This window comes from Aromatoleum diolicum, from assembly GCF_012910955.1.
GTDB lineage: Bacteria > Pseudomonadota > Gammaproteobacteria > Burkholderiales > Rhodocyclaceae > Aromatoleum > Aromatoleum diolicum.
Genome location: NZ_WTVQ01000001.1, coordinates 233,174 through 251,187 on the forward strand (window position 1 = coordinate 233,174; position 18,014 = coordinate 251,187).

Genomic DNA, 18,014 nt, shown 5'->3' on the forward strand with positions numbered 1-18,014 from the left:
GCATGAAAGTCGCCTTTGCAACGGAAAACCTGATCGACGTCGATGCCCACTTCGGCTGGGCGAGGAAGATCGCGATCTACGAAGTGCAGCCCGAATCGAGCCGACTCGTCGAGGTCGTCGAATTCGCCGGCGACCTCGATGAGGACGGCACCGAGGACAAACTGGTGCCCAAACTCGACGCGGTGCGCGACTGCGCGATCCTGTACGTCGCCGCGATCGGTGGTTCGGCGGCGGCGAAGGTGGTGAACCTGCGCGTGCATCCCGTGAAGGTGCCAACGCCACAGCCGATCGCCGGGATCGTCGAACGCCTGCAGGAAGTGCTGCGGGGCACGCCGCCACCATGGCTGCGCAAGGCCCTGCTCAAGGGCAAGGAGCGCAGTTTCGATTTCGACACCGAGAGCGAGGCCGAACATGTCTGAAGTGATGACTCCCGACGCCGCCAAGGCGATCATCGGCGCCTCCCCCTTCCTCGGCCAACTGGTCACCATGCTGCGTGCGCAGGACACCTATGGCAGCTGGGACGGCAAGTCGGACGCCGAGGTACTGATGCCCTACATCGTCGACAAGGCAGCGCGCAAGCTCATCCCCATCATCGACGATCCCGACCCGGACGTGCTGTGGCGCGTCGAACTGTTCTACAACGCGGCAGGACTCGCGATCGAGCGCAAGACCGGCATCATTGCCGCGCCGATGATCAAGATCAATCACGAAGGCTTCGGGCGCGCGACCCTCGTCGTCGGGCGCCTGATCGCCTATTCGAAATACCACCGCGACATCCACCGCTTCGGCTTCGACAGCCTGCAGGCACTGGCCGAGGGCGGCGACCGCATCGTCGACGAGGCCGCCGCACTGATCGGCCGTTTTCCCGATGTAGCCAATTTCGGTTGAGGTCTGCGATGACGAGCGACGAACTCAAAGTGCTGGTGAAGAAGCTCAACGCCCAGGCCACCCAGGCCAAAATGGACCTGCACGACCTGTCGGAAGAACTGCCGATCGGGTGGGAGCGCATTCCCGAGCAGGCGCAGAAGACCTGGGAGGCGTATGCCCGCCTGACCGAGGCGCGCAAGCAACTCGCCGCCCTCGGTTGACTGCACCGCGACCGGCCGCTAAGCCGCAGACATTTTCACGGAGCCATCGATGTCTTACTACACCGTCACCCTGCCGTCCGGGGTCGCCTGGACGCCCAATTTCATCGCCGCGATCAACCACGAAAAATGCATCGGCTGTGGCCGCTGCTACAAGACCTGTGCGCGCGACGTGCTGCAACTGATGGCCGTCGACGACGAGGGTGCGATGTTCGCCATCGACGACGGCGACGATGACGAATACGAGAAGAAGGTGATGCACGTCGCCCACCCGGAGAACTGCGTCGGCTGCGAATCGTGCAACAACAACTGCGCGCGGCGCTGCATTTCCTACTCGCCCAAGGCTCTCTGACATGCGCCCCGCGGCCGATTACCTCGCGATGATCGACGCGCGCTGGAAACCCGGCGGCAGCATGGCCGCGCCGGGCGAGCGGCACGAGGAATATCACGACGTGTGCCGCCTGCTGCTCGACGGCGCACCGGCCCGCTGCAACCCGGCCGTCATCGCCCTGGCGGAATGCGTCGCGCGCGCCTGCATGGGCGAAGACCACCTGTGGCACGACCTCGGCCTGCCGTCGCGCGCCGAACTGTCGGCGCTGCTGCACGAGCACTTCGCGCCGCTCGCCGCGCGCAACGTGAATGGCATGCGCTGGAAGAAGTTCTTCTACAAGCAGCTGTGCGAGCAGGTCGGGATTGCCGTGTGCCGCGCCCCCTCCTGCGGCGTGTGCGCGCACTACGCCGATTGCTTCGGCAGCGAGGACGTCTCCTTGCTCGCCGTCATCGCCTGAACACGAGTCATCCCATGAAAATCGCCATCGCCACCGACGACTTCGCCAACGTGTCCGGGCATGCCGGCCAAGCCGCCCGCTGGCTGCTGTACGACTGCACGCCGGGCGCGGCGCTGCCCTCCGCGCAACGCATCGAACTCGCGCGCCCGCAGGTGTTTCATCACTGGGAATCCGACGCTCCGCACCCGCTCGACGCCGTCGAGGTGATGGTCGCGCGCAGCGCCGGCGACGGCTTCCTGCGGCGCATGCAGAAACGCGGCGTGACGGTGCTGCTGACCGGCGAAACGCAGGCCGAGGGCGCGATCCGCAAAGTGCTCGACGGTGAGGCCCTGCCCGATCCGCGCTGGGATGCGTCGCAGCTGCTGTGCCGCTTGCGCGACCTGTTCTCGCGCCACTGAATCACGCCGTCCGCGGACACGCGCTGCGCTGTCGCCGCAGCACGACCGCCTCAGCGGCGCGGCTGCAGTGAAAGAGGCGCCGCGGCAGCGCTGAAAAAGAACGGTATGGCGCGCGTCAGGATCAGCGCGAAAACGAGTCCGAGACAGGCACCGAGCGCCGCCGCCACATCGCTGCGCCCTACGCGGTCACCGACCACCGCGCCGATCGCGATCAACAGCGCGGGCAACAAATACCCGAGCAAAGCCGCGCGGTTGATGGCGCCTTGTTCGGCACTGAGCGTCACGCTGTCGCCGGCCTTCAATCCGTCGCACGCCGCCACCCGCAGCAGCGTGGTCCGGCCGCCTCCCGCAAGCTTGCCGACACCGCAAGCCTTGCGGTGCCCGCAGCTCGCGCAGCCCTGGACGGGAACGGCGACGAGCGCCTCGCCATCGGCAATCGACCGCACGATAGCAGCGTGAGTGACGGAATCGGACATCGCAACGCTCCAGTCAGAAGGCGTAGGGCCGGTGCAGCCATTGCCTGACCACCATGAGGTCACGGTCGGGCAGGTAGGAAAACCCGGCGGCAGCGTCCGAGGCCACGGCCACCGCCACCCAGTGCGCGACCGCCTTGCCGGTCAGCAGGCTGAAATACCACGCCATCGGATAACCGACGGCCCGGTCGAAGGCGAGCAACGCGGCGTGCAGCGACAGACCGCTGGTGCCTTCGCGGGCGCCGAAGCGCGGCGCTTCGCCGGTCACCGCGGCAACCGGCGTGGCACGCACGATCGTTTGCCGATAACGGTCGAGATGTTCGCGCAGCGCGACCGCCCAGTGGTTGCTGAAGGCCGTCGCCGGCCCGGCGCTGGACGCATCCCAATCGGCGACGAAACGATGGATCGGCTGGGCGTCGAGCGACTGTGTGCGCATGCTTGCGAGCAGATCGCCGATGTGCGTGAGGCGCCGGAACTGGTAATGCGCCGCTTCGATCGGCGTGCCGCAGCGGCGCGTATCCGCTTCGCCGCAACCTGCACAATCGTTGCAGCGCGCATCGACCAGCTCGTCAAGCGTGCCGGGCGTCGCGCCCTGCGCGAACAGTCGCTGCGCCCAGGTCTCCTGCAACTCCTCGACTTCCAGCTGCAGGAAATCCGTGCTGCCGCCACTGCCTGTCGCCGCTGCAAAGTAGTGCGTGCGCCCGGTCAGACGCGTGGCACGCAGCGCCGAGCCGGCATGGTCCTCGAGCAACAGCGCCATGTCGCCGTGGCGTTCATCCAGCGCATCGGACGCCCACTGTTCCAGATTGTCCGAAATGCGCGAGCCGTCGCCGCCGAGCACGCCGCCCAGGCGGTACCAGCCGCCGCGACACAAGACTTCGCGGAACGACCAGTCGGGCAGGTATTTCGATATCTCGCGCGCCAGCACGGCCGGCCCGGCGGCGACCGGCGTCACGGTACAGGCTTCCACGATGGGCTCGGCGAGCAGGCGACAACGCTCGCTCCAGGCGGTGGGTGCGTTCATGCAGGCAGGCTTCCGGAAAGGCCGGACGCACTGCATCCGGCCACAGTGGCGAGGGAATCAGAGGTAGACGATGCAGTTGTCCCCGCCGGGGCACACGGCCACGCACTGGGGCGAGTCGGCATCGCCTTCGCACTCGGTACAGGTATCCGCGTTGATGCGGAAAATGCCGCTTTTCTCGGTGATCGACTTGCTCGGACAAGCCGGCTTGCAGTCGCCGCAAGCGGTGCATTCGTCGGCAATAATCTTCATGGCCATGGTGAGCTCCTTCGCAATGAGGGGAAACGCGTGACGGCCCCGCTCAGTCACGATGCGGTGTGCGCCCAGCGCGACACCCGCACCCGACCAACCGGGGGGACAAGACCCTCAATGCAAGGACGGTGCCAAAACCCTCAACCCGCCGCAAACGCCTGAAAACACGTCAGAAATGCGCTGAGCGCCAACACCAGGGTGGAATGCCGTCAATGTCGCATCTGCGACAGGCCTTACAGTCATCCATCCCGGAACCAGCTCGCCCCGCCGCTATCGAAAGGACATGCGACAACAGGAGAACAGCATGGAACATACCCCGCCGAGCCACGGATCGATGCGCCGCCGCCTGATGCACTGGCTCTCGGGCATGTCACTGCTGCCACTCGCCGGCGGCCTGCTCGCCCAGGCACCGGGCCGCAGCGTCACGCCACTGCGCACGACCCCCGAAGACGATCTCGGCCCCTTCTATCCGCCCGACTGGGGCGGCGACATCGATGCCGACCTGACGCGCCTGAACACCGCCACCACCCGCGCCGAAGGGCAACATCTGCAGCTCGGCGGCGTGGTACGCGACACCAACGGCCACCCGGTCGCCGACGCAGCGGTCGAAATCTGGCAGGCCGACTCGGGCGGCCGCTATCGCCACCCCGGCGTCGATCCGCGCACGCGCGACGCCGGCTTCCAGGGCTACGGCCGCACGATGACCGATGCCGACGGCCGTTACATCTTCCTCACCATCATGCCCGGCAAATACGGCAGCCGTCCGCCGCACATCCACTTCCGCGTCGCCCAGCCCGGCCGCGCCGAGTTCGTTACGCAGATGTATTTCCGCGGCAACAACCGCGAAGGCAACGGCTTCGCCCCACCGGAACGCGAAGCGCTGACGGTCGATCTGGTCCCTGAAGACCAATCCAGGCCGGGCGGCACCCTCTCGGCCCGTTTCGATCTGGTGCTCGCGGCGCGCTGAGCCACCGTAGCGCCCGCTCGAGACCTTCCCAAGCACGCCATTCCCGCGCCTCCGCCGCCTGTCGTTTTTGCGACAGGCGCGTCGCGCTTTGTCGGTCTTGTGCCGCCGCGAAGCAACGCGCGCGCGCACCGACGGCACCCCGCAATGCGTCGCAATGCCAGCAACCATAAGGGTTTTCGCGATTGGTGCAGCGCATGGCACGGTCCATGCGAAATGCAGTCCATCCCGGCTGCCGCCGTGACTGCGCAAGCGACGAACCGACAACCATGACCGCCACCACGGAAATCCTCCTGTTGCTGCTCTCCACCGCCCTCGTCAACAACGTCGTGCTGGTGAAGTTCCTCGGCCTGTGCCCGGCACTGGGCGTGTCGAAAAACATGGACGCCGCGCTCGGCATGGGCCTCGCCACCACCTTCGTCATCACGCTCGCCTCCGCGCTGTGCTGGATGCTCGATCACTGGCTGCTGGCCCGGTTCGGCCTCGGCTTCCTGCGCATCCTCACCTTCATCCTGGTCATCGCTGCGGCGGTCCAGTTCGTCGAGATGGTCATCAGGAAGACCAGCCCCGGCCTCTACCAGAGCCTCGGCATTTACCTGCCGCTGATCACCACCAACTGCGCGGTGCTCGGCGTCGCGCTGCTCAATGTCCAGCAAAACGCCGGCTTCATGAAAAGCGTGCTCTACGGCTTCGGCTCCGCGCTCGGCTTCACGCTGGTAATGCTGATCTTCGCCGGACTGCGCGAACGCCTCGCGCTGGCGCGGGTTCCCGCCGCCTTCACTGGCGCACCGTCCGCCTTCATCACCATCAGCCTGTTGAGCCTCGCCTTCATGGGCTTCTCCGGCCTGATTTCCTGAGGAGCGCAACATGCTGATCGCCGTCATCAGTCTCACTACCCTGGGTGTCGTGCTTGGCACTCTGCTCGGGCTCGCCAGCCGCCATTTCCGCGTCGAAGGCAACCCGGTGGTGGCCGAAGTCGAAAGCCTGATGCCCGGCTCCAACTGCGGCCAATGCGGTTTTCCCGGCTGTGCCGGCGCCGCCGCAGCGATCGTTAACGGCAACGCCCAGCCCACCTGCTGCCCGCCCGGCGGCAAGGCGCTGGCGCAGGCCGTCGCGGCCAGGCTTGGTCTGTCGCTCGACCTGTCCACAGTCGCCGACGCCGGACCACAACTGGCGATGGTCGCCGAAGAGATCTGCATCGGCTGCTGCCGCTGCATCAAGTCCTGCCCCTCGGACGCGATCCTCGGCGGCGCCAAGCAAATCCACAACGTGCTGCGCGAAGCCTGCAACGGCTGCGCCAGCTGCATCGAGCGCTGCCCGACCGGCGCCATCGGCCTGAAGCCAGTCCCGGTCACGCTGCAGAACTGGGTGTGGCCGAACCCGACCAGCGCGTAACCGCCACGGACTCCGACATCATGGGAATCTTCGACAAGATCTTTCGCCAACTCGGCCGCGGCGAGCCCTGGGGGGTACACCCCGACGAACACAAGCGTCCCGCATCGGAGGCGCCGATCCGGACGCTCCCGGTGCCGCCGCTGCTCTATATCCCCTTCTCGCAGCACGTCGGCGCGGCAGCCGAGCCGATCGTGCATGTCGGACAGAAGGTCCTCAAGGGTGAGTGCCTGGCCGTCGCCAAAGGCACCATTTCGGCGCCGGTGCACGCCTCGACCTCCGGCGAGATCATTGCCATCGGGCCGATCACCGCGCCGCACCCGTCCGGTCTGGAAATCATGGCGATCACCCTGCGCAGCGACATGGAAGATCGCTGGCTGCCGCTCGAGGCCATCGTCGATCCCCTTGCCGCCGCACCGGAAGTGCTTGCGCGGCAAGTCGCCGACGCCGGAATCGTCGGCCTGGGCGGCGCCACCTTTCCCGCCTCGGTCAAGCTCGGACTCGGTCGCCGTTCCGGCATCAAGACCCTGATCCTGAATGGCAGCGAATGCGAGCCGTATCTATCGTGCGACGATCGCCTGATGCGCGAGCGCGCCGACGGCGTCATCCGCGGAGCCGTGCTGATGCGCCACGCCACCGGCGCGCGCGAAGTCCGCATCGGCATCGAAGACAACAAGCCCGAAGCTATCGTCGCAATGCGCGCTGCGGCGGCCGGCGTCGCCGACGTCAGCATCTGCGTGGTTCCCGCGCGCTATCCGATGGGATCGGACCGCCAGCTGATCATCGAACTCACCGGCATCGAAGTGCCCGCCGAGGCACGCGCAGCCGATGTCGGCGTGCTCGTGCATAACGTCGGCACCGCCCACGCCATCCACCAGGCCATCGACCTCGGCCGCCCCCTGGTGTCGCGCGTCATGACCCTCAACGGCGCCGCGCTGCGCCAGCCGGGCAACTACGAAGTCCTGATCGGCACGGTAGTCGATGACCTGATCGCCTTCTCCGGGGGCATGCGCAACACCCCCGCGCGGCTGGTGATGGGCGGCCCGATGATGGGCCAGGTGCTCCCCTCGCCGCTGGTGCCGGTCGTCAAGGGCTGCAGCGGCATCCTCGCCCTGTCCGCCGAAGAAGTGGCCCAGGGCGAACCGGGCCCGTGCATCCGCTGCGGCAGCTGCACGAAAGCCTGCCCGGTGGGCCTGCTGCCGCTCGAAATGAACGCCCGTATCGCCGCCGGCGCGCTCGACGGCGCCGTCGGACTGGGCCTCCACGACTGCATCGGCTGCGGCTGCTGCGCTTACGTCTGCCCGTCGCACATTCCGCTGGTACAAGCCTTCAACCACGCCAAGGGCGAACTCGCCGCGCAGGCACGCATCAGGCAGCGCAACGAGGCCACGCGCAAGCTCGCACAGGCACGCACCGAACGTCTCGAACGCGAAGCGCGCGAAAAGGCCGAAGCCGCGGCGCGGCGCGCAGCCGAACGCAAGGCACAGAAAGCCCGGGACGCCGCTTCAGCCGCCCCCGAACAAGCAAACAGCGAAGGAGCGCCGGCATGAACCTGAACCCCCTTCCCGACGGCGACGCCGAACTCGCCCCCCTCGCTCCTGCCGCCACCCTCGTCGCCGTCACCGCCTCGCCTCACGCCCACGGCGGCGGCTCCGTCGCGCGCGTCATGCAGCGCGTGATGCTGGCGCTCACCCCCGCCACCCTGTTCGGCCTGTGGCTGTTCGGCTGGCCCGCGATCAACCTCTTCGTCCTGACCATCGGCGGTTGCCTCCTCGCCGAACGCATCTGCCAGCGGCAAATGGGCCACAAAAGCAGTCTTGGCGACGGCTCCGCCGTCCTCACCGGCTGGCTGCTCGCCCTGTCGCTGCCGCCGTGGGCGCCCGGCTGGATCGCAGTCCTCGGCGGCTTCATCGCCATCGTCATCGGCAAGCAGGTATTCGGCGGACTCGGCCAGAACCTGTTCAATCCGGCGATGGTCGCACGCGTCGCACTGCTCGTCTCCTTCCCGGTCGTCATGACCCAGTGGGTCGTGCCGCAGCCGCTGTTTTCCACCGAAGCCCCCGGCTTCATCGACAGCCTGCGCATCACCCTGCAGGGCCCCGAGCTACCCGATGCCATCGCCTCCGCTTCGCTGCTGGGCCACACCAAGACCGAACTGTCGCGCGGCGTCGAGCTCACGCACGCGCTCGCCGCCGGGCCCGCCGCGCTCTTCGACTGGGCCGGTCTGCGCAGCGGCAGCCTCGGCGAAACCGGCGCCCTGTTACTGCTGGTGGGCGGTCTGTACCTGCTCGCCACCGGCGTAATCCGCTGGCACATTCCCGCCGCCGTGCTCGCCGGCATTGCCCTGCCCGCGCTCATCGCCCACGCTGCTGATCCGGAACGCTACCTGTCGGCACCCCAGCACCTGCTGTCGGGCGCGGCGATCCTCGGCGCCTTCTTCATCGCCACCGATTACGTCACGTCCCCCAACACCGGCCGCGGGCAACTGATCTTCGGTTTCGGCACCGGCCTCATCACCTGGATCATCCGCAGCTGGGGTGGCTACCCGGAAGGCATGGCCTTCGCGGTACTGCTGATGAACGCGATGACACCAGTGATCGACCGCTACTGCAAGCCGCGCATCCTTGGTCGCCAGACGAACGGTCAGGCGCTCGAACCGAAACTGATCGACAACACCGGGGGCGCATGATGACCGCCGAAATTCAGCGCCGATTCACGCTCGAATCCGTCCGCGAGAAGCTCCCCTACCAGCCGCTACTGCTCGGCACCGTCGCCCTCGCCGCCGGCGCCGCGCTGACCCTTGCCAACAACGCCACGCGCGAACCGATCGCCGCCGCCGAAGCGCACGACATGCAGATGACCCTCGCGCAGGTGCTGCCAAGTGGCATCGCCGACAACGATCTGCTGCAGGACACGCTCGAGCTGCCCGGCCCGCAAGCGGGCAGCACGCGCAAGATCCACCTCGCGAAAAAGGCCGGCGCGATCACCGGCGCGGTCTTCAACGTCTCCGAGCGCGGCTATGCCGGCGAGATCCGCCTGCTGATGGCCGTCGACACCGACGGCAAGGTCCTCGGCGTGCGCGTCCTCAAGCACAGCGAAACGCCGGGGCTGGGCGACAAGATCGAGATCACCCGCCATCCCTGGATCACCGGTTTCAACGGCAAGTCGCTGGGCGAGCCGGCGGCCGACAAATGGGCTGTCAGGAAGGACGGCGGCATCTACGACAGCTTCGCGGGCGCCACCATCACCCCGCGAGCCGTGGTCAAGGCCGTCAAGGGCGGACTGGATTACTTCGCCACCCATCGCAACGCAATCCTCGGAGACCCGCAATGAGCGCCGGAAAACTGATGCGCGACGGCTTGTGGGACAACAACATCGTCTTCGCCCAACTCCTCGCCATGTGCCCCGCCATGGCCGTCACCACCTCGGGCACCAACGGCCTCGGCCTGGGGCTCGCCACCACCGCAGTGCTGGTCGTTTCCAACCTGCTCGTCGCCTCGATCCGCCACACCGTCAGCTCGCAGGTGCGCATTCCGGTGTTCGTCGTGCTCATCGCGACCCTTGTCACCATCGTCGACCTCGTGCTCAACGCCTGGCTGCACGAACTGTACAAAGTGCTCGGCCTGTTCATCGCCCTGATCGTCGTGAACTGCGCCATCCTCGGCCGCGCCGAAGCCTTCGCCGTCAAGAACACCGTCGCCGCATCCGCCGTCGACGGCCTGGCCATGGGCCTCGGCTTCACCTTCGCGCTGACCGTGATCGGACTGATCCGCGAGATCCTCGGCAGCGGCACCGTGTTCAGCCAGGCCAGCGCGCTCCTCGGCACCAGCTTCGCCTTCCTCGAAATGAAGATTCCCGCCTGGGACGGCGCCCTGCTGATGATCCTGCCGCCCGGCGGCTTCGCCGTGCTCGGCTTCCTGCTCGCCGGCAAGCGCGCTTGGGAACTGAAACAGCAACGCGCCGCCCGCAGCGCCGCATCCGGCTGCACCCTGCCCGATCACGCATCGGCCTGATTCGAAGGAGCGCCCCCATGCAAGTCGGCATCGCCTACTCCGAACCCGCCCAGCAGGTCTGGCTCAACATCGACGTACCGGACGACGCCACCGTCCGCGACGCCATCGAACACTCCGGCATTCTCCGACAGTTTCCGCACATCGACCTGGCGACGCAGAAAGTCGGCATCTTCAGCAAGGTCGTCAAGCTCGACAGCCCCCTGCGCGCCGGCGACCGCATCGAGATCTACCGCCCGATCACCTGCGACCCGCAAACCGTGCCGCGGCGGGATGTCGCGGACGATGACGAATAATCTGTCGCGGACGCCTCCGCCGGCGCGACAGACCGCACCATGAAGCGGCGCACAGTGCACCGCAACCAAAGCAGATTTCGCGATACGACAATCGACATATCGACACGCGCCACGCGATGCGCCATCGGGCAGGCTCACGCAAAGTGCAGTCGCGGGTCCCGAGGAAACGCTGCTCATGTTGCCGACATTACCCGGTAACACCTGTTGCTGACACGCAGGACAGCGGCCAAGCGGCTAGAATGCGACGACTCTCCTCGGGGTCGCCCCGTCCATTCTCGAACGGTAGCCCGACATGAAAAAATTCAATGATCTCGGCATCGGCACGCGACTCGTGATTGTCGTTCTCGCCATGCAGCTTGTCGCCTGGACAGGATTGTTGTTCTGGGTCGCCCACGAGCAACGGGCCGTCGCCACGAAACTCTCGCATGACATGGCCGAGACCGTGAACCAGCTGGCCATGGCGCAGCTCATGTTCATGAAGGAAACCAAGACCATCGAGAAGCGCAAGATCTTCTACGCGCAGATCGAGGAATCGCTGGGCGTCAAGCGTCTTCGTGTCATCCGCGGCGAACTGGTCAGCGACGAAATGGGCGAAAGCGACGACCCCGATGCGGAGAAGATGGACGCGCTCGAAAGCGAAGCAATGACGTCCGGAAAAACCGTCTCCCATCTCGTTCAACGCAACGGGGAGGAGTTCATGCGCACCGTGATTCCGTCGCTGGCGGTCAAGAACTATCTCGGCAAGGACTGTCTGGAATGCCACGCAGCCGACGTCGGCCAGGTCCTTGGCGCGGTCAGCATGGAAATCAGCCTCGCGAGCGCCAATGAACAGGCGCGCAAGTCAACGGTTGGCGTAGTGCTGGCGGCCGCGGCGCTGACCATTCTCCTGGTTGCGGCGGTGACGGCATACGTTCGCGTGTCGGTGACGCGTCCGCTGCGGGACATGACGCGCGGCCTGCAGGACATCGCCCAGGGCGAAGGCGACCTGACCCGGCGACTGCATGCCGGCAGCGACGACGAATGCGGTCAGGCGGCAACGGCGTTCAACCGCATGATGGACAAACTGCAGCCGCTGATCGGGTCTGTCGGTCACTCGGCCGCGGAGGTCGTCGAACAGGCCGAAGTCCTGGCACGCGATTCCGCCAGACTGCGCGACGACTCGGTGCGACAGAGTCAGGAAACCGCCTCGGTCGCCTCGGCGGTCGAACAGATGGTCGCCAGCATCGCGAGCGTCGCGAAGACCAGCGAGGACGTGCGAGCCCTGTCCGATCGCAGCCGCAACACGACCGGGCAGGGCAACGAGCGCCTGCACGAACTGGACACGCGCATCCGCGAGGTCGAATCGGCGGTTGGCCAGATCACCGAACAGGTGCGCGAATTCCTCGCCCGCACCCGGTCGATATCGAACATCACGCAGGAAGTGAAGGACATCGCCAACCAGACCAATCTTCTCGCGCTCAACGCCGCCATCGAGGCCGCACGCGCCGGCGAGGCCGGGCGAGGCTTCGCCGTGGTGGCCGACGAGGTCAGGAAACTGGCCGAGAAGTCCGCAAACTCTGCTGCCGAAATCGACCAGATCACGACCGGCCTCGAAACCGACTCCGCAACGGTTCAGCACGCGATCGATCGCGGCCTGCGGGTGCTGCAGTCCAGCCGCGCATCGATGGAGGCCGTGGCGAGCATCCTCGACGAAGCGCGCCGCGCCGCCGAAGACGCCGCCAGTGGTGTCACCGCCATCAGCGACGCGACCGAAGAACAACACCAGACCAGCACCTTCATGGCCGGAAAAGTCGAATCCATCGCGGCTTTGGCCGAGGAGAGCCGCGCTTCGCTGCAGGCGGCGTCGGAAGCCGCGGCGCGCATGGCCGATCTGGCCAAGACGCTGCAGGCGGAAATGCATCGATTCCGTACCTGAACGGCGTGCGCCCCACGGGCGCGCGCCGTTCAGGCGGAGACCACGCGCCGCAGCCCCCCCACGGCCACGCGATGCTCCCCGCGTGCCGTCTGAAACACCTTGAACACCTTCTGCTCGATCCCGTTCGACGCAATGAAATCGCCATACGCCGTCGCCAGCATGTCGCGGCACGCGGCATGGGCAGAGGCCGGCGGCAGTCCTTCGACCCCACCGCGCGTTGCCAGGTACTGATAAAAGCGCTTCAGAATGTGCAGGCGGCTCACATGCACCACCGCCGCATCGTAGGGAATCGCAAAATAGTCGAGAAAATCCTCGGCACTTTCCAGGCGTTTCATGTCCTCCACCAGCGCGCTCATATCAGGACTCCTTCAGGAATGGCCGCACGACTTTCGCGATGGAAACGCATCACGTCGCGCAGATCGGGATTTTTCTTGGTCCGCATCGCATGCTCGCGCACACGCTCCAGAATCTGCTGGGCGGTCGCGGCATCCACTGTCAGCCCGAGCTCACGGCAGGCATTGACCACCGCCGCGGCTCCGGAATGCTTGCCCAGCACGAGACGATGGCTGCGCCCCAGTTCGGCCGGATCGAAGCTCTGATAATTGCCCGCATCCTTGACCAGGCCGTCGACATGGATACCCGCCTCGTGGGTAAACACCCACCCGCCAACGATCGGCTTGTTGGCCGCGACGGGCCGCCCCGACGCTTCCGCCACCAGTTCCGAGATCAGGGGCAGCTGCCGCGTGTCGATCCCCATGTCGATCCCGTGCAGATGGCGCAGCGCCATCACCGCCTCTTCCAGCGCGGCATTGCCGGCGCGCTCGCCGAGGCCGTTGACGGTCGTGCTGATATGCGTCGCCCCGGCCTTCACCGCCGCCAGCGTATTGGCGGTCGCCAGCCCGAGGTCATCATGGGCGTGCATCTCGATATCCAGATCACTCGCCGCGCGTAGGCGCGCAATCGCCTGATAGGTCGAAAACGGATCCAGCACACCCAGCGTATCGGCATAGCGGAAGCGCACCGCCCCCGCCGACTGCGCGGTTTCCAGCACACGGCACAGGAAATCGGGATCGGCGCGCGAAGCGTCCTCGCCGCCCACCGAAACGACCAGACCGCGCGCTTGCGCGAGCATCACCGTGTCGCGCAGACGCGCCAGCGCCCAGTCGCGGTCCCGCCCGAGCTTGTGACGAATCTGCTGATCCGACACCGGCACCGCAAGATGGATGATGTCGGCGCCACAGCCCGCCGCGGCCTCGAGATCGGCCACACACAGCCGGCACCACACCATCAGGCGCGCCGGCAGGCGCAACGCGACGATCGCGCGAATCACCTCACGCTCGGCCGCGCCCATCGCCGGTACGCCGATCTCCATCTCGCGCACCCCGGCACCAGCCAGCGCCTGCGCAATCGCCAGCTTCTCGTCTGCCGTGAAGGCGACGCCGGCCGTCTGTTCGCCGTCGCGCAGCGTAGTGTCGTTGATTGTCAGCATGATCGTTCCACAGGGCAGGGACACCATCACATTGCAAGGACAGTGCCACCCCGTCGGAACGCCTGCCGGAGCCCCGAAACACCTGCAAACGGACACCGAACTGCCCCAATCCCGCCGCACAACCGGCCGACGTCACCCTGTCGCCGCCACCATGGTCACGAAGGCGACAAACGGGCGCTTGCCGACGCCGACAATTGGTCGAAAGCCGACAAGCACGCAAAGCCGTCAAACGCAGGTCGAAAAAAAAGCGCCGGACCAGCCGGCGCTTTCTCCGCAACAGATCAGGAAGCTGTTACAGCATGGCCTTCAGCAGCTTGGCCATTTCCGACGGGTTGCGCGTCACCGTGAAGCCGCACTCTTCCATGATGGCGAGCTTGGCGTCAGCGGTGTCGGCACCACCGGAAATCAGCGCACCGGCGTGGCCCATGCGCTTGCCGGCCGGCGCGGTCACACCGGCGATGAAGCCGACGATCGGCTTCTTCATGTTGGCCTTGCACCACTGCGCGGCTTCGGCCTCGTCCGGACCGCCGATCTCGCCGATCATGATCACCGCGTCGGTGTCCGGATCGTCGTTGAACATGCGCATCACGTCGATGTGCTTCAGGCCGTTGATCGGGTCGCCGCCGATACCGACCGCCGACGACTGGCCCAGACCGATTTCGGTCAGCTGCGCCACGGCTTCATAGGTCAGGGTGCCGGAACGCGACACCACGCCGATGCGGCCCTTGCGGTGGATGTGACCCGGCATGATGCCGATCTTGATCTCGTCCGGCGTGATCAGGCCCGGGCAGTTCGGTCCCAGCAGCAGGGTTTCCTTGCCGCCCTTGGCAACCTTCTCTTTCATCTTGTTGCGCACCACCAGCATGTCGCGGACCGGGATGCCTTCGGTGATGCAGATCGCCAGATCCAGGTTGGCCTCGCAGGCTTCCCAGATCGCGTCGGCAGCACCCGCCGGCGGCACGTAGATCACGGACACGGTCGCGCCGGTTTCAGCGGCAGCTTCCTTCACCGAAGCGTAGATGGGGATGTCGAAAATCTTCTCGCCCGCTTTCTTCGGATTCACACCGGCGACGAAGCAGTTCTTGCCGTTCGCGTATTCCTGGCACTTTTCGGTGTGGAACTGGCCGGTCTTGCCAGTGATACCCTGGGTGATGACCTTGGTGTCTTTGTTGATCAGGATGGACATTCAGACTCTCCTTACTTGACCGCTGCGACGATCTTGGTCGCGGCTTCCGCCATGGTGTCTGCGGTAATGATCGGCAGGCCCGATTCGGCAAGGATCTTCTTGCCGAGGTCCTCGTTGGTGCCTTTCATGCGCACCACGAGCGGGACGGAGAGATGAACTTCCTTGGCTGCGGCAACCACGCCGGTGGCGATGGTGTCGCACTTCATGATGCCGCCGAAGATATTGACCAGGATGCCCTTGACCTTGGGGTTCTTGAGCATGATCTTGAAGGCTTCGGTAACCTTCTCGGTCGTCGCGCCGCCACCGACGTCGAGGAAGTTGGCCGGCTCGGCGCCGAACAGCTTGATCGTGTCCATCGTGGCCATCGCCAGACCGGCACCGTTCACCAGGCAGCCGATGTTGCCGTCGAGCGAGATGTAGGCGAGGTCGAACTTCGAGGCTTCGATCTCGTCCGCGTCCTCTTCGTCGAAGTCACGGAAATCGACGATCTCCGGATGACGGTAGAGCGCGTTCGAATCGAAGTTGAACTTGGCGTCGAGCGCCTTGATGTTGCCGTTGCCTTCGAGGATCAGCGGGTTGATTTCCGCCAGCGAGGCATCGGTTTCCATGTAGCAGGTGTACAAACGCTTGAGCGCATCCACCGCCTTCGCGACCGAGGCTTCCGGCACGCCGATGCCGCGCGCCAGTTTCTCCGCCTGCGCGTCGGTCAGGCCGACCAGCGGATCAACGAATTCCTTCAGGATCTTCTCGGGCGTGCTGTGCGCAACTTCCTCGATGTCCATGCCGCCTTCGGAGGAGGCCATCATCGCGACCTTCTGCGTGGCGCGGTCGGTCAGCGCGGCAACGTAGTATTCCTTCTTGATATCGGCGCCTTCCTCGATCAGCAGGTTGCGCACCTTCTGGCCTTCGGGCCCGGTCTGGTGCGTAATCAGCTGCATGCCGAGGATGTCGTTGGCGTGCTGACGGACTTCGTCGAGCGAGCGCGCGAGCTTGACGCCACCGCCCTTGCCGCGGCCACCGGCGTGGATCTGCGCCTTCACGACCCAGACCTTGCCGCCCAGCTCTTCAGCGGCCTTGACAGCACCATCCACCGACACGGTGTGAAAACCGCGCGGCGTCACGACGCCATACTTCCTTAGTAGTTCTTTTGCCTGATACTCATGAATCTTCATGGTTGCCCTTCGATCGAAGTCGCGACGCTCAAGTCGCCGCGGACAGGTTGATGGGACGCTTCGGAGCTTCGCTCCACGATATACGCCGTCTCCCTCGTCCGACGCATACCGCTGCCGACCGGTCATGCGCTGACCAGCCCGACCTCATGACCCGCCCCCGAATCGGGCGCGATGGCCGCAAGATCGCGGGATTATAACCGGAATTGCGCAACGCAGAATCGCCCGTGCCACAAGCCCGCCAGTGCCGGACACCCGCCACGGTGCACCGCATCATGCCTCGGGTGGCGGCTTGCGGTACCACTGCGGGTAATAGCGCCGCACCGTCTCGCTCGAACTCTCGAGCGCGTGACACTTGTCGAGCTGAAAGGGCTTCTCGGCACTCTCCTCGTTGTCACGCCGGAAAGTCGCAGCTGTCTGAATCGCTGCCGTAGGCAGGCTCAGCAGGAGTTCGGTCAGGTGTGAACACCCGCGCACATCGGCGAACATCTCGCCGACGGTGCGCCGGAAACCGCGCACCAGATTCAGCCCGACCAACCGGAGATAGGCCGGCCCGATGGTGTCGCACCCCCCCACGTACGGCACCCAGTCCGAACACGCCTCGGCCTCGACGATATTGAACTCCGCATCGACGGTGACGCGCACGCGCATCTCATGCACCGGATCGCCCGCCCGGCGGACCCCGGACGCCAACCGGTAATCCTGCGCCTTGGTGTCACGCAGACAAGCCTCCAGCTCCAGCATGCCATCGTCACGGCGGTAGCCTTCGACGGTGACCTGGCGAATATGCGCCTTTTGGCGCGCACATTTGGGTGGAGAAAGCGGCATGTGACGTACGGCAACGTATGGAGATCAGCGCATGTTACCGCGAATCGACGGGCTCGGCCGGCGCACGCCACGGGCATCGACGGTATCGTCTGTTCTGCATGGCCACGCTGCGGTGGCGCACCGCTCGAACGAATTCCTCATGCAAGGCCGCGAAATGCGTCAAAATCCTTTGTCTTCATGGCTCATCACGCAGCCATCATGCAAATTCGTTACAATGCGCGGCAATGATTTGATACAAGATACCAATTGAAGCCTGTATCCCGCCAGTACAAGAGCGGACAATGACGAAACAGCTGCGCCTGACCACTGCCCACTCCGCATCATTCATCCTCACGGCGATGTTGATACTCTCCCCTGCCAGGGCGAGTGCGGCAGTTTTGGGGGAGCCAACCGTTCTATCGCCCATCGGCGAACCGCTCCGCATCGAAATCCCCCTGCTCGGGGGTGACCTCGCCCGTGCCGGCGACTGTCTGCGCCTGGTTTCGGACCACCCCCGCGACAGCATGCCCTGGGTGCGCGGCGCTCGCATCAGCATCATCGGGCGCGGCACCAACGCGCGGGTCGTGGTTTCGCACCCCGCTCCGAGCTTCGAACCGGTACTCAAGCTGGGCATTGAAGACATTTGTGAAAGCCGTCTGCGGCGCGAGTACACCCTGCTGCTATCGTTCCCGAGCGAGGTCGCGACGCAAACAGCCCCGGCGGCAAACGGGAAGGCCAGGTCCGAGGACGACATCGTCCAGCCACCGAA

At 65.8% G+C, this 18,014-nt stretch carries 25 protein-coding genes; 17 read left to right on the forward strand and 8 right to left on the reverse strand.

The annotated features are described in order from the left end of the window. The first annotated feature begins 2 nt into the window (after positions 1–2). From nifX to GPA25_RS01095, 6 genes are read left to right on the forward strand one after another with little or no spacing between them, the layout of a single operon-like run. On the forward strand, positions 3–419 hold the full coding sequence (gene nifX, locus GPA25_RS01070) for a nitrogen fixation protein NifX (protein WP_169258482.1): 417 nt from the start codon (positions 3–5) through the stop codon (positions 417–419). Further along, a complete protein-coding gene (locus GPA25_RS01075) occupies positions 412–888 on the forward strand; it encodes a NifX-associated nitrogen fixation protein (protein WP_169258483.1) in 477 nt (158 codons plus the stop codon). Before nifX ends, GPA25_RS01075 begins: the two co-directional genes overlap by 8 nt. 8 nt (positions 889–896) lie before the next feature. Next, positions 897–1,088, forward strand: coding sequence for a CCE_0567 family metalloprotein (locus GPA25_RS01080; RefSeq protein WP_169258484.1), 192 nt, complete (start codon positions 897–899; stop codon positions 1,086–1,088). A gap of 49 nt (positions 1,089–1,137) precedes the next feature. Then, positions 1,138–1,437, forward strand: coding sequence for a ferredoxin III, nif-specific (gene fdxB, locus GPA25_RS01085; protein WP_169258485.1), 300 nt, complete (start codon positions 1,138–1,140; stop codon positions 1,435–1,437). A gap of 1 nt (position 1,438) precedes the next feature. Next, positions 1,439–1,873 (forward strand): nitrogen fixation protein NifQ, encoded by a 435-nt coding sequence (locus tag GPA25_RS01090; protein ID WP_169258486.1) that lies wholly within the window; start codon positions 1,439–1,441, stop codon positions 1,871–1,873. Between the two features lie 14 nt (positions 1,874–1,887). Then, complete coding sequence (locus GPA25_RS01095) at positions 1,888–2,271, forward strand: NifB/NifX family molybdenum-iron cluster-binding protein (protein ID WP_169258487.1); 384 nt, start codon at positions 1,888–1,890, stop codon at positions 2,269–2,271. A 50-nt stretch (positions 2,272–2,321) separates the two neighbouring features. Here GPA25_RS01095 and GPA25_RS01100 read toward each other — a convergent pair whose 3' ends face one another. The 3 genes from GPA25_RS01100 to GPA25_RS01110 are packed head-to-tail and all read right to left on the reverse strand — an operon-like array spanning position 2,322 to position 4,023. Next, positions 2,322–2,747, reverse strand: coding sequence for a SoxR reducing system RseC family protein (locus GPA25_RS01100; RefSeq protein WP_169258488.1), 426 nt, complete (start codon positions 2,745–2,747; stop codon positions 2,322–2,324). Between the two features lie 13 nt (positions 2,748–2,760). Then, positions 2,761–3,768, reverse strand: coding sequence for a hypothetical protein (locus GPA25_RS01105; protein ID WP_169258489.1), 1,008 nt, complete (start codon positions 3,766–3,768; stop codon positions 2,761–2,763). Between the two features lie 57 nt (positions 3,769–3,825). After that, the gene (locus GPA25_RS01110) at positions 3,826–4,023 is read right to left on the reverse strand and encodes a 4Fe-4S dicluster domain-containing protein (protein WP_169258490.1); all 198 of its coding nucleotides are present in this window, start codon (positions 4,021–4,023) and stop codon (positions 3,826–3,828) included. Between the two features lie 298 nt (positions 4,024–4,321). Between GPA25_RS01110 and GPA25_RS01115 the strand changes: the two genes are divergently transcribed. The 9 genes from GPA25_RS01115 to GPA25_RS01155 all read left to right on the forward strand — a co-directional run bounded on the left by GPA25_RS01115 (position 4,322) and on the right by GPA25_RS01155 (position 12,594). After that, positions 4,322–4,984, forward strand: coding sequence for a dioxygenase family protein (locus GPA25_RS01115; RefSeq protein ID WP_169258491.1), 663 nt, complete (start codon positions 4,322–4,324; stop codon positions 4,982–4,984). Between the two features lie 266 nt (positions 4,985–5,250). Further along, a complete protein-coding gene (gene rsxA, locus GPA25_RS01120; RefSeq protein ID WP_169258492.1) occupies positions 5,251–5,838 on the forward strand; it encodes an electron transport complex subunit RsxA in 588 nt (195 codons plus the stop codon). A 10-nt stretch (positions 5,839–5,848) separates the two neighbouring features. Beyond that, positions 5,849–6,376: an RnfABCDGE type electron transport complex subunit B gene (locus GPA25_RS01125; RefSeq protein WP_169258493.1), complete on the forward strand. Its 528-nt coding sequence runs from the start codon at positions 5,849–5,851 to the stop codon at positions 6,374–6,376. Then, positions 6,352–7,923, forward strand: a complete 1,572-nt coding sequence (gene rsxC, locus GPA25_RS01130; RefSeq protein WP_343034785.1) for an electron transport complex subunit RsxC — start codon at positions 6,352–6,354, stop codon at positions 7,921–7,923. Before GPA25_RS01125 ends, rsxC begins: the two co-directional genes overlap by 25 nt. Continuing rightward, complete coding sequence (locus GPA25_RS01135; RefSeq protein WP_169258494.1) at positions 7,920–9,062, forward strand: RnfABCDGE type electron transport complex subunit D; 1,143 nt, start codon at positions 7,920–7,922, stop codon at positions 9,060–9,062. The genes rsxC and GPA25_RS01135 overlap by 4 nt, the downstream gene beginning before the upstream one ends. After that, positions 9,059–9,706: an electron transport complex subunit RsxG gene (rsxG, locus tag GPA25_RS01140; protein ID WP_246265160.1), complete on the forward strand. Its 648-nt coding sequence runs from the start codon at positions 9,059–9,061 to the stop codon at positions 9,704–9,706. Before GPA25_RS01135 ends, rsxG begins: the two co-directional genes overlap by 4 nt. Then, positions 9,703–10,386, forward strand: a complete 684-nt coding sequence (locus tag GPA25_RS01145) for an electron transport complex subunit E (RefSeq protein WP_169258495.1) — start codon at positions 9,703–9,705, stop codon at positions 10,384–10,386. Before rsxG ends, GPA25_RS01145 begins: the two co-directional genes overlap by 4 nt. 17 nt (positions 10,387–10,403) lie before the next feature. After that, on the forward strand, positions 10,404–10,679 hold the full coding sequence (locus GPA25_RS01150; protein ID WP_169258496.1) for an RnfH family protein: 276 nt from the start codon (positions 10,404–10,406) through the stop codon (positions 10,677–10,679). Positions 10,680–10,971: 292 nt separating this feature from the next. Next, positions 10,972–12,594 carry a methyl-accepting chemotaxis protein gene (locus tag GPA25_RS01155; RefSeq protein ID WP_169258497.1) on the forward strand — a complete coding sequence of 541 codons (1,623 nt, stop codon included), beginning with the start codon at positions 10,972–10,974 and terminating at the stop codon, positions 12,592–12,594. Positions 12,595–12,623: 29 nt separating this feature from the next. Here GPA25_RS01155 and nifW read toward each other — a convergent pair whose 3' ends face one another. From nifW to GPA25_RS01180, 5 genes are all read right to left on the reverse strand, one after another. After that, positions 12,624–12,950: a nitrogenase-stabilizing/protective protein NifW gene (nifW, locus tag GPA25_RS01160; protein ID WP_169258498.1), complete on the reverse strand. Its 327-nt coding sequence runs from the start codon at positions 12,948–12,950 to the stop codon at positions 12,624–12,626. Beyond that, on the reverse strand, positions 12,947–14,083 hold the full coding sequence (gene nifV, locus GPA25_RS01165) for a homocitrate synthase (protein ID WP_169258499.1): 1,137 nt from the start codon (positions 14,081–14,083) through the stop codon (positions 12,947–12,949). Before nifV ends, nifW begins: the two co-directional genes overlap by 4 nt. Before the next feature lie 292 nt (positions 14,084–14,375). Further along, positions 14,376–15,269: a succinate--CoA ligase subunit alpha gene (gene sucD / locus GPA25_RS01170; protein WP_169258500.1), complete on the reverse strand. Its 894-nt coding sequence runs from the start codon at positions 15,267–15,269 to the stop codon at positions 14,376–14,378. Between the two features lie 11 nt (positions 15,270–15,280). Further along, complete coding sequence (gene sucC, locus GPA25_RS01175) at positions 15,281–16,441, reverse strand: ADP-forming succinate--CoA ligase subunit beta (RefSeq protein ID WP_169258501.1); 1,161 nt, start codon at positions 16,439–16,441, stop codon at positions 15,281–15,283. A 270-nt stretch (positions 16,442–16,711) separates the two neighbouring features. Continuing rightward, the gene (locus GPA25_RS01180) at positions 16,712–17,266 is read right to left on the reverse strand and encodes a DUF2889 domain-containing protein (RefSeq protein WP_169258502.1); all 555 of its coding nucleotides are present in this window, start codon (positions 17,264–17,266) and stop codon (positions 16,712–16,714) included. Positions 17,267–17,297: 31 nt separating this feature from the next. On the opposite strand from GPA25_RS01180, the gene GPA25_RS01185 reads away from it, so the two are divergent. Together GPA25_RS01185 and GPA25_RS01190 are read left to right on the forward strand one after the other, a co-directional pair. Next, complete coding sequence (locus GPA25_RS01185; protein ID WP_169258503.1) at positions 17,298–17,516, forward strand: hypothetical protein; 219 nt, start codon at positions 17,298–17,300, stop codon at positions 17,514–17,516. Between the two features lie 31 nt (positions 17,517–17,547). Then, on the forward strand, positions 17,548–18,014 hold a 467-nt coding region (locus GPA25_RS01190), incomplete at its 3' end, for a type IV pilus assembly protein FimV (RefSeq protein ID WP_211162877.1).

Coding starts and splice junctions, on each gene's coding strand:
- nifX (WP_169258482.1), top strand. CDS start 3: ATGAAAGTCGCCTTTGCAACGGAAAACCTGATCGACGTCGATGCCCAC.
- GPA25_RS01075 (WP_169258483.1), top strand. CDS start 412: ATGTCTGAAGTGATGACTCCCGACGCCGCCAAGGCGATCATCGGCGCC.
- GPA25_RS01080 (WP_169258484.1), top strand. CDS start 897: ATGACGAGCGACGAACTCAAAGTGCTGGTGAAGAAGCTCAACGCCCAG.
- fdxB (WP_169258485.1), top strand. CDS start 1,138: ATGTCTTACTACACCGTCACCCTGCCGTCCGGGGTCGCCTGGACGCCC.
- GPA25_RS01090 (WP_169258486.1), top strand. CDS start 1,439: ATGCGCCCCGCGGCCGATTACCTCGCGATGATCGACGCGCGCTGGAAA.
- GPA25_RS01095 (WP_169258487.1), top strand. CDS start 1,888: ATGAAAATCGCCATCGCCACCGACGACTTCGCCAACGTGTCCGGGCAT.
- GPA25_RS01100 (WP_169258488.1), bottom strand. CDS start 2,747: ATGTCCGATTCCGTCACTCACGCTGCTATCGTGCGGTCGATTGCCGAT.
- GPA25_RS01105 (WP_169258489.1), bottom strand. CDS start 3,768: ATGAACGCACCCACCGCCTGGAGCGAGCGTTGTCGCCTGCTCGCCGAG.
- GPA25_RS01110 (WP_169258490.1), bottom strand. CDS start 4,023: ATGGCCATGAAGATTATTGCCGACGAATGCACCGCTTGCGGCGACTGC.
- GPA25_RS01115 (WP_169258491.1), top strand. CDS start 4,322: ATGGAACATACCCCGCCGAGCCACGGATCGATGCGCCGCCGCCTGATG.
- rsxA (WP_169258492.1), top strand. CDS start 5,251: ATGACCGCCACCACGGAAATCCTCCTGTTGCTGCTCTCCACCGCCCTC.
- GPA25_RS01125 (WP_169258493.1), top strand. CDS start 5,849: ATGCTGATCGCCGTCATCAGTCTCACTACCCTGGGTGTCGTGCTTGGC.
- GPA25_RS01135 (WP_169258494.1), top strand. CDS start 7,920: ATGAACCTGAACCCCCTTCCCGACGGCGACGCCGAACTCGCCCCCCTC.
- rsxG (WP_246265160.1), top strand. CDS start 9,059: ATGATGACCGCCGAAATTCAGCGCCGATTCACGCTCGAATCCGTCCGC.
- GPA25_RS01145 (WP_169258495.1), top strand. CDS start 9,703: ATGAGCGCCGGAAAACTGATGCGCGACGGCTTGTGGGACAACAACATC.
- GPA25_RS01150 (WP_169258496.1), top strand. CDS start 10,404: ATGCAAGTCGGCATCGCCTACTCCGAACCCGCCCAGCAGGTCTGGCTC.
- GPA25_RS01155 (WP_169258497.1), top strand. CDS start 10,972: ATGAAAAAATTCAATGATCTCGGCATCGGCACGCGACTCGTGATTGTC.
- nifW (WP_169258498.1), bottom strand. CDS start 12,950: ATGAGCGCGCTGGTGGAGGACATGAAACGCCTGGAAAGTGCCGAGGAT.
- nifV (WP_169258499.1), bottom strand. CDS start 14,083: ATGCTGACAATCAACGACACTACGCTGCGCGACGGCGAACAGACGGCC.
- sucD (WP_169258500.1), bottom strand. CDS start 15,269: ATGTCCATCCTGATCAACAAAGACACCAAGGTCATCACCCAGGGTATC.
- sucC (WP_169258501.1), bottom strand. CDS start 16,441: ATGAAGATTCATGAGTATCAGGCAAAAGAACTACTAAGGAAGTATGGC.
- GPA25_RS01180 (WP_169258502.1), bottom strand. CDS start 17,266: ATGCCGCTTTCTCCACCCAAATGTGCGCGCCAAAAGGCGCATATTCGC.
- GPA25_RS01185 (WP_169258503.1), top strand. CDS start 17,298: ATGTTACCGCGAATCGACGGGCTCGGCCGGCGCACGCCACGGGCATCG.